Origin of the sequence: Gordonia hydrophobica NBRC 16057, assembly GCF_001592365.1 — a bacterium.
GTDB lineage: Bacteria > Actinomycetota > Actinomycetes > Mycobacteriales > Mycobacteriaceae > Gordonia > Gordonia hydrophobica.
In genome coordinates this window covers 225,690-238,584 of the sequence record NZ_BCWU01000008.1, presented here as the reverse complement: position 1 = coordinate 238,584, position 12,895 = coordinate 225,690, and the positions used below count along the sequence as shown (strand labels likewise).

Annotated in this window: 12 protein-coding genes and 1 rRNA gene; 7 read left to right on the top strand and 6 right to left on the bottom strand. The window is 67.9% G+C overall.

The features are described 5' to 3' along the window. Positions 1 to 19: 19 nt before the first annotated feature. Both rrf and nucS read left to right on the top strand, forming a co-directional pair. Positions 20 to 136: ribosomal RNA gene (gene rrf / locus GH2_RS15060) — 5S ribosomal RNA — on the top strand. Positions 137 to 1,044: 908 nt separating this feature from the next. Beyond that, complete coding sequence (nucS, locus tag GH2_RS15050; RefSeq protein WP_066169587.1) at positions 1,045 to 1,731, top strand: endonuclease NucS; 687 nt, start codon at positions 1,045 to 1,047, stop codon at positions 1,729 to 1,731. A gap of 16 nt (positions 1,732 to 1,747) precedes the next feature. Here nucS and GH2_RS15045 read toward each other — a convergent pair whose 3' ends face one another. Together GH2_RS15045 and mce are read right to left on the bottom strand one after the other, a co-directional pair. Further along, positions 1,748 to 2,725 carry a hypothetical protein gene (locus GH2_RS15045; RefSeq protein ID WP_066169584.1) on the bottom strand — a complete coding sequence of 326 codons (978 nt, stop codon included), beginning with the start codon at positions 2,723 to 2,725 and terminating at the stop codon, positions 1,748 to 1,750. 109 nt (positions 2,726 to 2,834) lie between these two features. Beyond that, complete coding sequence (gene mce / locus GH2_RS15040) at positions 2,835 to 3,320, bottom strand: methylmalonyl-CoA epimerase (protein WP_066169582.1); 486 nt, start codon at positions 3,318 to 3,320, stop codon at positions 2,835 to 2,837. Positions 3,321 to 3,433: 113 nt separating this feature from the next. Between mce and GH2_RS15035 the strand changes: the two genes are divergently transcribed. Genes GH2_RS15035 through GH2_RS15025 form a run of 3 tightly spaced genes read left to right on the top strand, consistent with a single transcriptional unit; the run spans position 3,434 to position 5,961 of the window. Further along, complete coding sequence (locus GH2_RS15035) at positions 3,434 to 4,630, top strand: acetyl-CoA C-acetyltransferase (protein WP_066169579.1); 1,197 nt, start codon at positions 3,434 to 3,436, stop codon at positions 4,628 to 4,630. 6 nt (positions 4,631 to 4,636) lie between these two features. Continuing rightward, positions 4,637 to 5,002: a DUF3817 domain-containing protein gene (locus tag GH2_RS15030; protein WP_066169577.1), complete on the top strand. Its 366-nt coding sequence runs from the start codon at positions 4,637 to 4,639 to the stop codon at positions 5,000 to 5,002. 44 nt (positions 5,003 to 5,046) lie between these two features. Next, positions 5,047 to 5,961 carry a tetratricopeptide repeat protein gene (locus tag GH2_RS15025; RefSeq protein ID WP_174545355.1) on the top strand — a complete coding sequence of 305 codons (915 nt, stop codon included), beginning with the start codon at positions 5,047 to 5,049 and terminating at the stop codon, positions 5,959 to 5,961. A 198-nt stretch (positions 5,962 to 6,159) separates the two neighbouring features. On the opposite strand, the gene glgB is transcribed toward GH2_RS15025, so the two are convergent. From glgB to GH2_RS15005, 4 genes are read right to left on the bottom strand one after another with little or no spacing between them, the layout of a single operon-like run. Then, on the bottom strand, positions 6,160 to 8,001 hold the full coding sequence (gene glgB, locus GH2_RS15020; protein WP_066169574.1) for a 1,4-alpha-glucan branching protein GlgB: 1,842 nt from the start codon (positions 7,999 to 8,001) through the stop codon (positions 6,160 to 6,162). Beyond that, the gene (locus GH2_RS15015) at positions 7,998 to 9,998 is read right to left on the bottom strand and encodes an ATP-dependent DNA helicase (protein ID WP_066169573.1); all 2,001 of its coding nucleotides are present in this window, start codon (positions 9,996 to 9,998) and stop codon (positions 7,998 to 8,000) included. Before GH2_RS15015 ends, glgB begins: the two co-directional genes overlap by 4 nt. Beyond that, positions 9,995 to 10,591 carry an isochorismatase family protein gene (locus GH2_RS15010; protein ID WP_066169571.1) on the bottom strand — a complete coding sequence of 199 codons (597 nt, stop codon included), beginning with the start codon at positions 10,589 to 10,591 and terminating at the stop codon, positions 9,995 to 9,997. Before GH2_RS15010 ends, GH2_RS15015 begins: the two co-directional genes overlap by 4 nt. Then, on the bottom strand, positions 10,588 to 11,946 hold the full coding sequence (locus tag GH2_RS15005; RefSeq protein ID WP_066169570.1) for a nicotinate phosphoribosyltransferase: 1,359 nt from the start codon (positions 11,944 to 11,946) through the stop codon (positions 10,588 to 10,590). The genes GH2_RS15010 and GH2_RS15005 overlap by 4 nt, the downstream gene beginning before the upstream one ends. Here GH2_RS15005 and clpS point away from each other — a divergent pair. Together clpS and aosR are read left to right on the top strand one after the other, a co-directional pair. Beyond that, positions 11,945 to 12,247, top strand: a complete 303-nt coding sequence (gene clpS, locus GH2_RS15000; protein ID WP_174545351.1) for an ATP-dependent Clp protease adapter ClpS — start codon at positions 11,945 to 11,947, stop codon at positions 12,245 to 12,247. The genes GH2_RS15005 and clpS overlap by 2 nt on opposite strands. After that, positions 12,247 to 12,894, top strand: a complete 648-nt coding sequence (gene aosR, locus GH2_RS14995) for an oxidative stress transcriptional regulator AosR (RefSeq protein ID WP_066169567.1) — start codon at positions 12,247 to 12,249, stop codon at positions 12,892 to 12,894. Before clpS ends, aosR begins: the two co-directional genes overlap by 1 nt. Position 12,895 lies beyond the last annotated feature (1 nt).

The following is a 12,895-nucleotide window of genomic DNA, read 5'->3' as shown; positions in this document are numbered from 1 at the left end:
GCTCACAGTTTCATAGAGTTACGGCGGCTATAGCGGTGGGGAAACGCCCGGTCCCATTCCGAACCCGGAAGCTAAGCCCACCTGCGCCGATGGTACTGCACTGTAATGGGTGTGGGAGAGTAGGACACCGCCGAACACAACATTCCCGGGGAGCCCCCGACCGTATGGTCGGGGGCTTCCTGCATTCCCCGGGCCGCATTCCCCGGGCCGGCACCCGGCGGCGGCCCGACGTTGATTGCCCCCTCACATTGATCGCGCCTTACGGTGATCGAGTACCCCGTCCCGCACGTTGATCGAGTAACCGCCCCTCTCCGTTGATCGCGTAGCCCGTCTCGACGGTGATCGAGTGGCCCGCCCCTACGTTGATCGAGTAGCAGCCTGCGAGCGCAGCGAGCAAGCTGCGTATCGAGATCGCCGTAACGACGGACTGGAATGCGTGTTCTTCAGCCACTGCCCGCGGCGGTCTCGATTCTCGTCGTCGCTCACTTCGTTCGCGGCGTCGAACTCGACCAACGTCCCGCACGTTGATCGAGTAGCTGCCTGGGAGCGGAGCGAGCAAGCTGCGTATCGAGATCGCCGCGGAGGCTCGGCTGGGCATGCGTGTTGTTGAGCCACTGCCCGCGGCGGTCTCGATTCTCGTCGACGCTCACTACGTTCGCGGCGTCGAACTCGACCAACGTCCCGCACGTTGATCGAGTAGCAGCGTGGGAGCGCAGCGAGCAAGCTGCGTATCGAGATCGCCGCGAAAGCCCGGCTGGGCATGCGTGTTCTTGAGTCGGTGCCCGCGGCGGTCTCGATTCTCGTCGTCGCTCACTTCGTTCGCGGCGTCGAACTCGACCAACTTAGAGGGTGCAGCGGCGTCGAACTCGACCAACTTAGAAGGTGCAGCGGCGTCGAACTCGACCAACTTAGAGGGTGCAGCGGCGTCGAACTCGACCAACGTCGGGGGATCAGCGGCGCCGAACTACCAACGTGGAGGCGGAAGCGACGAACTCGCGGCGTGGGGGAGATCTCGTGTCGGGGGCCTCCACTAGAATCTCCGATGTGCGTCTTGTCATTGCCGATTGTCAGGTCGACTATGTTGGTCGACTCACCGCCCACCTTCCGATGGCGAAGCGCTTGATTCTCATCAAGTCCGACGGGTCCGTGAGCATTCATGCCGACGACCGCGCCTACAAACCGCTCAATTGGATGAGCCCGCCGTGCTGGCTGGTAGAGGCGCCGCAGGACGACGTCGCCGATCAGTTCGAGGCGCTGTGGGTGGTCGAGAACAAGGCCGGCGAGCAACTGCGCATCAGCATCGCTGGGTTCCACCACGACAGCAGCCACGAACTCGGCATGGATCCGGGTTTGGTGAAGGACGGCGTGGAGGCCCATCTGCAGGAGCTGCTCGCCGAGCACATCGAGACACTCGGTGCCGGGTACACCTTGATCCGACGGGAGTACATGACGGCCATCGGCCCGGTAGACATCCTGTGTCGCGACGCGGATGGGCAGACCGTCGCCGTCGAGATCAAGCGGCGGGGCGAGATCGACGGCGTCGAGCAACTCACGCGTTACCTGGACCTGCTGAACAGAGACTCGACGATCGCCCCGGTCGCCGGCGTCTTTGCGGCGCAGGCGATCAAGCCGCAGGCGAAGACGCTCGCCACGGACCGCGGAATCCGTTGCGTCGTCCTCGACTACGACAAGCTGCGCGGCACCGAGGACACCGAGTTCAAGCTGTTCTGATCAGCTGCTCGGTCGATCAGGCCGTGGCCTGGGCCGCGGTGGATTCATCGTCGGAATCCTGGTTTCGGCCGCCATTTCCGTAGCGCGGCGAATCGTACTGCTCATCCTTGACGTCCTCGTCGTCGACGTAGTCCTTGTCGACGGTGCCGAGCACGTCGGTCTTCTCCGACCCGGAGGTGTCGTCCCCGAACCGATCACGGCCGACGAGCGTGCGGTTGAGCAATTCGAGGTCGTCGTCGCTGTCGAGGGAGACGAGCTTGGATTCCTCGTCCGACAGCGCCAGAGCTGCAGGCAGGTTGCTGATGTGCTCCCGCAGAGCGTCGAGGTGATCGAGGATCTGCTTGTGCGCGTCATGCGCGGATCCGGCGAGTTCCCGCGACCGAGCGAGCCGGTTCATCGAGATGTTGTGAGCGGCACCGCGCAGGCGGGCGGCGTCCTCTTCGGCAGCGGCGATGATCTCGGCGGCACGTGCCTTCGCTGCTTCGGTATCGCGCTGGGACTGTGCCCCGCGCTCCTTGGCGGCGGCGTCGATGTCCGCGGCGCGCTTCTCGGCGCTGGTGATGATCAGGTCGGCGTGATCCTGCGCCAATTCCTTGGTACGGGTGGCGGCCGCGGCGGCGGAGGCTCGCTCGTCCTCGGCGCTCTGCCTCGCGACCGACAAGGTCTCGTCGGCCTCCTCCTTGGCGTTGGCGCGCATCTCCGATGCCTCGTCGGTGGCCAACTGCAGCATTCGGGACACGCGATCTGTCATCCCGGCGACCGTCGTCGGCGGGACCGACAGGGTGTTCACTTCCTCCTGCAGATCATGAATGCGACGACGTGCGTCGTCGAGGTGACTCTGCAGTTCGTCGGCGTTCGCGTGCGCCGCATCGCGGTCGGAGGCCATCATGCGCAACTCGGCATCGAGGACGCGGATGTGGTCGGTGACCTGATCGCGGTCATAGCCGCGCATGACGATGGGGAAGGGGCTCTGACGATGTCCAGGGGCTGACATGTTGCCAGTCTATGGCCGATCGCAGAACCGGTGTCGACCCGGCGACGGGGTGTTGGGCGGAGATTTGGTAACGAATCGTTCCCGTGGCCCGCTGCCGGGTCGTCGTAGGTCAGCGAGATGCGGCCGGTTCGACGAGTTCGAGCAGTACGCCGCCGCTGTCCTTGGGATGAACGAAATTGATGCGGGAGTTCGCCGTACCGTGCTTGGCCTGCGGATACAGGAGGCGGACGCCGGCCTCGACAAGCCGTCGCGACACCTCGTCGACGTCGGTGACGCGCACTGCCATCTGCTGCATGCCCGGGCCGTTGCGGTCGATGAACTTGGCGATCGTCGACGCCTCGTTGAGTGGCATGAGCAACTGGATCATCGTGTCGCCGCCATCGGGGCCGATCATCGCTTCGCGGACGCCCTGCTCTTCATTGACTTCTTCGTGCTGGTTCACGAAGCCGAAATTGTCGAGCCACCACGTAGCGGCAGCATCGAGGTCGGGCACGGCCAGTCCGACGTGATCGATCGCGGTCACAAGGTCGCCGATGGTGGCCAGCGGGCCTGCTTGGGTGGGGTTTGTCACGTTATCCGATGAGGAGTTGGTCATGCCATAACGGTAGCGTTGAGGGGGACTGGGCGTCGCACCGCGGCCGCCCTGAGCAAGACCGCAGCATCGGCGAGGCCGCCGTGGAACGCTGCCTCAAGCCAAGGAGCTGATACATGTCCGACAACACCACCGTGATCGTGTCCGGTGCTCGTACCGCGCAGGGCCGCCTCATGGGTTCGCTCAAGGGATTCTCCGCCGTCGATCTCGGCGCCGTCGCCATCAAGGGCGCGCTCGACAAGGGCAAGGTGGACCCGGCGCTCGTCGAGTACGTGATCATGGGTCAGGTCCTCACCGCCGGTGCAGGCCAGATGCCGGCTCGGCAGACCGCAGTGAAGGCGGGCATCGGCTGGGACGTGCCTGCGCTGTCGATCAACAAGATGTGCCTCTCGGGCATCGATGCGATCGCTCTCGCCGACCAGCTGATCCGCGCCGGTGAGTTCGAGTGCGTCGTCGCAGGCGGACAGGAGTCGATGACCCAGGCGCCGCACCTGCTGCCCGGCAGTCGTGGCGGCTACAAGTACGGCGACACTGCCCTCGTCGACCACATGGCCTTCGACGGTCTGCACGATGCGTTCACCGACCAGGCCATGGGCGCGCTGACCGAGCAGGGCAACGACACCGACGGCTTCACCCGTGAAGAGCAGGACGAGTTCTCGGCCCGCAGCCACCGCCTGGCCGCAGCTGCCATCGCGAACGGCGTCTTCGCCGACGAGATCGTTCCGGTCGAGATCCCGCAGCGCAAGGGCGACCCGATCCAGTTCGTCACCGACGAGGGCGTCCGTGCCGACACCACCGTCGACTCGCTCTCCGGCCTGCGTCCGGCGTTCCGCAAGGGCGGTACCATCACCGCGGGCAACTCGTCGCAGATCTCCGACGGCGCCTGCGCCGTCATCGTGATGAGCAAGAGCAAGGCGCAGGAGCTCGGCCTTGAATGGCTCGCCGAGATCGGCGCGCACGGCGTGGTGGCCGGTCCGGACTCGTCGCTGCAGGATCAGCCCGCCAACGCCATCGCGAAGGCGTGCGACCGCGAGGGCGTCGCCCCGACCGACCTCGACCTGGTCGAGATCAACGAGGCCTTCGCGGCGGTCGGCCTCGCGTCGACCCGCAAGCTCGGCCTCGATCCGGAGAAGGTCAACGTGAACGGCGGCGGCATCGCCCTCGGTCACCCCATCGGCACCTCCGGTGCCCGCATCACCCTCCACCTGATTCTCGAACTCGCACGCCGTGGTGGCGGCATCGGCGCGGCTGCACTCTGCGGCGCCGGCGGCCAGGGCGACGCCCTGATCGTGCGCGTTCCGAAGAAAGCTTGATTTTCCATGAATGACTTCTTCAGTGTTTCGACCGCGGCCAAGCGGTTCCGTCTGATCGCGATCATCGAAGCGATCACGTGGGGCCTCCTGCTGATCGGCATGGCCGTCAAGTACGGTGCCGACGTCGAATCGGCGACGATGATCCCGGGTTCCCTGCACGGTGCGGCGTTCGTGATCTACCTGATCGTCACGGTCCTCACCGCGCGCTCGCTGAAGTGGAACCTGAAGGTCACCGCCTTGGCGCTCGTCGCATCGATTCCGCCGTTCTTCACCGTCTGGTTTGAGCAGTGGGCCAAGAAGAACGGTCATCTCGGTGAGCTGTCCGACTCGGAATTCACCGTCGACGATGATCGTGACACACTGAACGTGTGAGCAGACCTTCCCGACGCCAGGATCAAGCCAGCGCCGCGATTGCAATGTCCGGTGCAGTAGATCTGTCAATTCTGAAGGAGCGGGCCGAGGCTGAGCGAATGGCTCAGTCGCGGCCCGCTCCGTCGTCGTCACCGGCCCCAACCGGTGATGAGTCGGCCGACGGCGCCGGCCCCGCGGTCATCGATGTGACCGAGATCGACTTCGAAGAGCAGATAGTCCAGCGTTCGCTGCAGCAGCTCGTCGTCGTCGACCTGTGGGCGGCGTGGGCCGAGCCGAGCCGCGAGCTGTCGCCGACGCTCGCCAGACTCGCACAGGAGTCCGGCGGCCGGTGGGTGCTGGCGCGGGTGGACGTGGACGCGAGTCCACGAATCGCGCAAGCCTTCGGCGCGCAGTCGATTCCGATGGTGATCGCTTTGGTCGGCGGTCAACCGGTCGCGGCGTTCAACGGCGCCCAGCCCGAGGAGCAGATCCGCGGGTGGCTGGACGACATCTTCGCCAAAGCCGGGCACCTGCTGCCCGAGTCGGCGGGGGCCGCACCGGAGGCAGAACCGGAGCCCGATCCGCGGATGGTCGCCGCCGAGGAACTGATGAATTCCGGCGACATGGATGGTGCGCTGGACGCCTACCGCGCAATCCTGGCCCTGGAACCGGACAACACCGAAGCCGCTTCGATCGTCCGCAACCTCGAGTTCGTGACCCGCGCGCAGGCGCACGATCCCGCAGTCGTGACGAACGCCGAACCCGGCGATGTGGACGCGCAACTCGCCGCCGCCGACGTCCTGCTGCTCGGCCAGCGGCCCGAGGCCGCCTTCGATCGCGTCATCGACGTCATCAAGGTGACGCGGGACGACGACCGGAGCCGAGCTCGGGCGCGCCTGCTGGAATTGTTCGACCTCTTCGATCCCGCCGAACCGTTCGTGGTCGCGGCGCGTCGGAAGCTGGCGACTGCGCTGTACTGACGCGGGTGTTGGGGGCGCGGTGCGGTTTAGCTGCGCGGCGGTCTCGATACGTCGGGTGACTACGTCCCCCGGCTACTCGACCAGCGTAGGGGAGCGGTTGCTCGACCAGCGTAGGGAGCGGTTGCTCGACTCGCGTGGGGGGAGCGGTTGCTCGACCAGCGTGGAGGGGGCGGTTGCTCGACCGGCGTGGAGGAGTGGCTACTCGACCAGCGTGGGGGCGGCGGGTGTGAAGAAGACTGCGGAGGCGGCGGGAAGGGTGATGGTCGCGCTGAACGGGCGGCCGTGACTCGGCTCGTCGACGACGACGATCCGTCCCAGGTTGCCGACGCCGTGGCCGCCGTATTCGCGGGCCGCGGTGTTGAGGATCTCGCGCCACGGGCCGGCGACGGGGAAGCCCAGGCGGTAGTCGTACAGGTCGCGGTCGGAGAAGTTGAACACGCAGGCGACGAGCAGTCCGCCGGTGCGGGCGTACTCGTCGCTGCGGCGGAGGAAGCCGATCACGGTGTTCCGGGTGTCGTTGCCGTCCAGCCACTCGAAACCACGGGGGTCGCCGTCGGCCTGATGCAGTGCGGGCAGTCGCGCGTGGAGACGGGCGAGGTCGCCGGCCGCGAGCGCGATGCCGTCGTCGCGACGGTGCCAGTCCAGGCTGCGGTCGTCGGCCCACTCCCGTTCCTGCCCGAACTCTTGGCCCATGAACAGCAACTTCTTGCCGGGGTGGGCCCACTGGAAGGCGAGTGTGAGACGCACGTGTGCGGCGCGGTCGCATCCGTCGGGGATACGACTCAGAAGCGTGCCTTTCCCGTGCACCACCTCGTCATGGCTGATCGGCAGCACATAGCGCTCGGCGGTGGCGTGCGTGAGCGAGAAGGCGACGCGGTCCTGGAATCGTGCGCGCTCACTGGGCGGCGCGCCGACGAGCGAGAGAAGGTCGTGCATCCAGCCGAGATTCCACTTGAAGTCGAATCCGAGACCACCGGCACCGGTTTTTGCGGTGACGCCGGGCCACGCGGTCGACTCCTCGGCGATCATCATCGCGCCGGGGGAGGCCGCGTGGACGGTGTCGTTCAGTCGTCGGAGGAACTCGACGGCCTCGTCGTTCTCGTTGGTGCCGCGCGCATTGGGCCGCCAGCGTCCGGGCTCACGCGAGTAGTCGAGGTAGAGCATCGATGCGACGGCGTCGACGCGGAGACCGTCGAGATGGAACTCGGTGCACCAGTAGACGGCGCTGGCGATGAGGAAGTCGGCGACCTCGCGCCGACCCAGATCGAAGGCGTAGGTGCCCCAGTCGGGCTGCTCCCGACGCAGCGGATCAGAATGCTCGTAGAGCGGGGTGCCGTCGAACTCGCCGAGGGCGAACGGATCCTTCGGGAAATGGGCGGGCACCCAGTCGAGAATGACGCCCACGCCGTGCGCATGCAGGTGATCGACGAGGAAGCGCAGGTCGTCCGCCGTACCCCAACGGCGCGAACAGGCGAAGTACGAGCCGACTTGATAGCCCCACGATCCGCCGTACGGATGCTCGGTGATCGGCATCAACTGCACGTGGGTGAACCCGAGTTCGACGACGTACTCGGCGAGATGGACGGCGGCCTCTCGATAGCCGAGACCGTGGCGCCACGAGCCGAGGTGGACCTCGTAGATCGACATCGGTTCGGCTTCGGGGGCACTGAACGCGCGGTCGGACAACCAGTCCTGATCGGTCCATGCGAACTGCGAGCGCGGCGCGATCACCGACGCCGTCTCCGGCGGCACCTGTGCGACCCGGGCGAGCGGATCGGCCTTGTCACGGACCACGCCGTCCGCCCCGACGATGCGGAACTTGTACGACATCCCGGGCTCCGCAGCCGGGACGGTTGTGGTCCAGACGCCGTCGGCGTCGACGACCATCGGGTGATCCGCGGCGCGCCAGTCGTCGAACTCGCCGAAGACCGTGACCGCGCGAGCGCTGGGCGCCCACACCGCGAACCACGTGCCCGCCCCCGGCCGGTGGTGTGCGCCGAGACGCAGCCAGAGCGGGGCGGCGGTCGCGAGGGTCGTCACGACTTCGCGGCGCCGGTGGTCAGGCGGGAGAGCGCCGCGCGGACGGCCTTCGGGTCGGTGGTCCGCCAAAAGGGCGGCAGTCCCGCGAGCAGGTAGCCGGCGTAGCGGGCGGTCGCCAGCCGCGAGTCCAGCACGGCGACGACGCCACGGTCCTCGGTCGCCCGCAGCAGCCGTCCCGCGCCCTGGGCCAACAGCAGTGCCGCGTGATTGGCCGAGACGGTCAGGAAGCCGTTGCCGCCACGGGCGTCGACGTCGCGCTGTCGTGCCGACAGCAGCGGATCGTCGGGACGGGGGAACGGGATCCGGTCGATCATCACCAGGCGCAGCGACGGGCCCGGCACGTCGACGCCCTGCCACAGGGACAGCGTGCCGAACAGACAGGTGGGCTCGTCGGCCGCGAATTTCTCGATCAGGGCCGACGTCGCGTCGTCGCCCTGGCAGAGGATGGGGAAGCCGACGCGGTCGCGCAGTTTCTCGGAGGCCTCCTTCGCCGCGCGCATCGACGAGAACAAGCCGAGCGTCCGACCTCCCGCCGCATTCATCAGGTCCACCATCTCGTCGAGGGTTCCTTCGGCGATGCCGTCGCGGCCCGGAGCGCGCAGATGCTTGCCGACGTACAGGATCGCCGCACGCGGGTAGTCGAACGGACTGCCTGCGTCCATGCCGCGCCAGCCCGCGGCGTCGGCGTCCTTCTCGCCGTGGGCGGGCAGACCCCACGTGCGGGCGAGGGCGTCGAAGTTGCCGCCGATCGTGAGCGTCGCCGAAGTGAGGATCACCGTCGATTCGGTGAACAACGACGTCCGCAGCAGTCCGGCCACCGACAGCGGCGCGATCCGGAGCGTGGTGCGCACGGTGCTGCGGAACCGGTCCTCCGAGAGCCAGACGACGTCGTGCCGCTTGGTGATGTCGGCTTCGCCGAACACCGTGAGGACGCGGACGACGGAGTCGTGCAGCGAATCGGTGGCGCTCAAGGCCATCTGCCGGGTGGCCGAGGCCTCCGGATCGGACCCGGACGACGGCGCCGGGCCGACGGCGTTGCGCGCGTTCCACAGGCGGTCGCGCAGTGCTGCGAGGATCTCCGGCGCCCCGTTCGGCAGCCGCGTCCATTCGCCCTTCGGGGAGTCCTCCAGGAGCAGCTCCAACTGTTCGCCCGCACCGACCAGGGCGTCGGCGGTCTCGTCGTCGATGAGCTTGCCGAGACGGCGCGCCACCTGCGTGACACCGGCGGCGGAGATCTCCTCGGTGGTGACCGAGGTGATGCGATCCACCAGCTCGTGCGCTTCGTCGATCACCACGACGCGGTGCTCGGGGAGGATCGTTGCCGGGCTCATCGCGTCGATCGCGAGCATGGCGTGGTTGGTGACGACGACGTCGGACGCGCCGGCCTTCTTGCGCGCCAACTCGGCGAAGCAGTCCTCGGCGTACGGGCAGTTGTTGGCGCCGAGGCACTCGCGGGAGGAGACGCTCACCTGCCGCCACGACTGATCGCTGACGCCGGGGGAGAGGTCGTCCCGGTCACCGGTCTCGGTGTCCGAGGTCCACTCCCGCAGCCGGGTCACCTCGCGCCCCATACGCGAGAGGTCGAAGGCGTCGAACAGCTCGGCGTTCGGATCCTCGTCGGCCACTCCGGAGTGGATCTTGTTCAGGCACAGGTAGTTCGCTCGCCCTTTGAGGATCGCGAACGACGGTTCGCGTCCCAGCGGCTTGGCGAGGGCCGAGGTCAGACGCGGCAGGTCGCGCTCGGTGAGCTGACGCTGCAAGGCGATGGTCGCCGTCGAGACGACGACCGTCTCGTCGGTGTCGACGGCGTGTCGCAGGGACGGGACGAGGTAGGCGAGGGATTTGCCGGTGCCGGTGCCGGCTTGGACGGCGAGATGGTGCTCGTCGTCGATCGCCTCGCCGACGGCGCGGGCCATGGCCGCCTGCCCGTCGCGCTGGGTGCCGCCGAGCGCGGCGACGGCATCTGCGAGCAGATCGGCGACGTCGGGGACGCTCACCTGGTGGCGTCGGAGTCGGCGGGAATGCCCGTGTGCGCGAGGGTTCCGACCACCTCGACGCCTGCCTCACGCAGACCGGCCAGGGCCGTCGCGGTGGTCGTCTCGGCGACGGCGGCGGTGTAGTCGAGCAGGACGCGGGTCGCAAAGCGCGCGGTCGCGGCGTCGATCGCCGTCGCGCGGACGCAGTGGTCGGTCGCGATGCCGACCACGTCGACGTCGGTGACCTCGCGCGCGGCCAGCCAGTCGGCCAGGCCGGTGCCGTCGGCGGTGGTGCCCTCGAACCCGGAGTAGGCGGCGGTGTAGGCGCCCTTGGAGAAGATCTCCTGCATCGGCGTCATCGAGAGATCCGGATGGAAGTCGGCGCCCGGAGTGCCGACTCGGCAGTGCGGCGGCCAGGAGTCGACGAAATCGGGCTGATCGGAGAAGTGCGCACCGGGATCGATGTGGTAGTCACGCGTCGCGACGACCACCGGATAGTCGTCGGTCAGGGCGTTGATCGCCGAGGCGACGGCACTGCCGCCGGCGACGGCGAGCGCGCCGCCTTCGCAGAAATCGTTCTGCACGTCGACCACGACCAATGCGCGGACCTTCATCGACTCTCCGGTTCGTTCAGGTATCGGGTGGGGATCGCTGGGTCGCCGTGGCTGAGCCCCAGACCTTCCCACGGCAACGTGACGAGACCGTGCGCGACGTGCCTGCGGGACTCCTCCAGTGTAGGCAGCCCCTCGACGCGGTCGCCGCCGCGGATCAGCGGGATCTGCAGCTCGGTGACATCGAGTCCGTCGGCACCGGGAATCGACTGCGCAGCGGAGCCTTCCTCGGGGCGTGTGTCCTCGCGCAGCAGGATCTCCTCGACGATGGTGCCGGTGGCACGTGCCGCACGGACCGCACGCTTCGCGCCGCCGTGGCTCTCCTTGCGGCTCGACCGCTTGGCGACGGGCACGCCGTCCACTTCGACGAGCTTGTAGACCATGCCCGCCGTGGGGGAGCCGCTGCCGGTGACGAGCGAGGTGCCCACGCCGTACAGATCGACCGGCTCCGCGCGCAGCGAGGCGATCGCGTACTCGTCGAGATCACCGGAGACGACGATCTTGGTGGCGGTGGCGCCGAGGTCGTCGAGCTGCTGACGCACCTGCCGGGCCAGGACTCCGAGGTCGCCGGAGTCGATGCGCACCGCGCCCAGGTCGGGGCCGGCGACCTCGATGGCGTTCTTGACGCCGGTGGTGATGTCGTAGGTGTCGACCAGCAGGGTGGTCCCGACGCCGAGCGTCTCCACCTGCGCGGCGAACGCCGCACGTTCGTCACTGCCGTCGGCGTGGGCGAACGACAGGGTGAAGGCGTGCGCGGCGGTGCCTGCGCTCGGGACCCCGTAGGTGCGGGCGGCTTCGAGATTGCTGGTGAGGTCGACGCCCGCAAGGTACGCGGCGCGTGCCGAGGCGACGGCCGCCTGCTCGTGGGTCCGCCTGCCGCCCATCTCGATGATCGGACGCCCCGCAGCGGCGTTGACCATGCGGGCGGCGGCCGATGCGATGGCGCTGTCGTGGTTGAGGACCGACAGGATCAGGGTCTCCAGGATCACCGCGTCCGCGAACCCGCCGCGGACGGTCAGGATCGGGGAGCCGGGGAAGTAGAGCTCGCCCTCGCGGTAACCGTCGATGTCGCCGCTGAAGCGGTAGTCGGCCAGCCAGGCCAGGGTGTCGGCGTCGAGCACGTCGCGCAGCGACGCGATCTCCTCGTCACCGAAGCGGAACTTCTCGATGGCATCGAGAAGGCGGCCGGTACCTGCGACGATGCCGTAGCGTCGACCGTCGGGCAACCGGCGGGCGAACACCTCGAAGACACACTGGCGCGAGGCGGTTCCCGCCTGGCGGGCGGCCGACAGCATGGTCAGCTCGTATTGATCGGTCAGCAGCGCGGTACTGGTCACCTTCGCTACCCTATTACTCATGGCGCTGGATGAGGCGACACCAGGTACGAGTACCGGTACCGCGGTGGCAGAACCCGAGGCGGTGCACGACCGTCCGTGGGTGACGCTTGTGTGGGACGACCCGGTGAATCTGATGAACTATGTCGCCTATGTGTTTCAGAAGATCTTCGGCTATTCCGAGGAGAAGTCGAAGGCGCTGATGATGCAGGTGCACACCGAGGGGAAGGCCGTCGTGTCGAGCGGCGACCGCGCGAAGATGGAGGCCGACGTCCGCAAGCTGCATGCGGCGGGCCTGTGGGCGACCATGCAGCACGATTCCTGATGCGGACCTGGCGGCGGACCGGAGCGGGCGACGACGTTCGCATCTGCTCGAATCTCGAGACCTACGAGTGCCAGCTGCTGGCGTCGATGGTCGAGTCGATCACCGAGCTGCTGTCCGAACGCGCTGATTCGGCGCCGCAGGACGAACTGTCGGCGCTGACCGGAATCGTCACCGGACACACCCGCGCTCCCGACGACGTCACCCTTGGGCGCCTGCTGCCGGACTTCCACCGGCCCGATCAAGAGCCCGAGCTGGTGGCCGGACCGATCGCGGGCGACCTCAACGGCGGTCTGCGCAGCGTCAACGAACCGCACATCATCGACGCGAAGCTCGCGGCGGCCCGCACCGTGCTCGAGACGCTCCCGTCCAATGGCGGCGACGTCTCGTTGACCGAGGATCAGGCCGACGGCTGGCTCACCGCGCTCACCGACATCCGGCTGGCGCTCGGAGCGATGCTCGGCATCACCGACGAGCCGTCGAAGCTGCCGCCCGACCATCCCAACGCCGCCCATCAAGACGTGTACGACTGGCTGTCGGTGGTGCAGGGCCTGCTCGTGGAGGCGTTGATGGCGGGCGAATGGGCTCAGCCCGACGACCCCACGCACGACGAGTCCGGGCACGGCGAGTGGGGCCAGGGCGGGTGGTGAC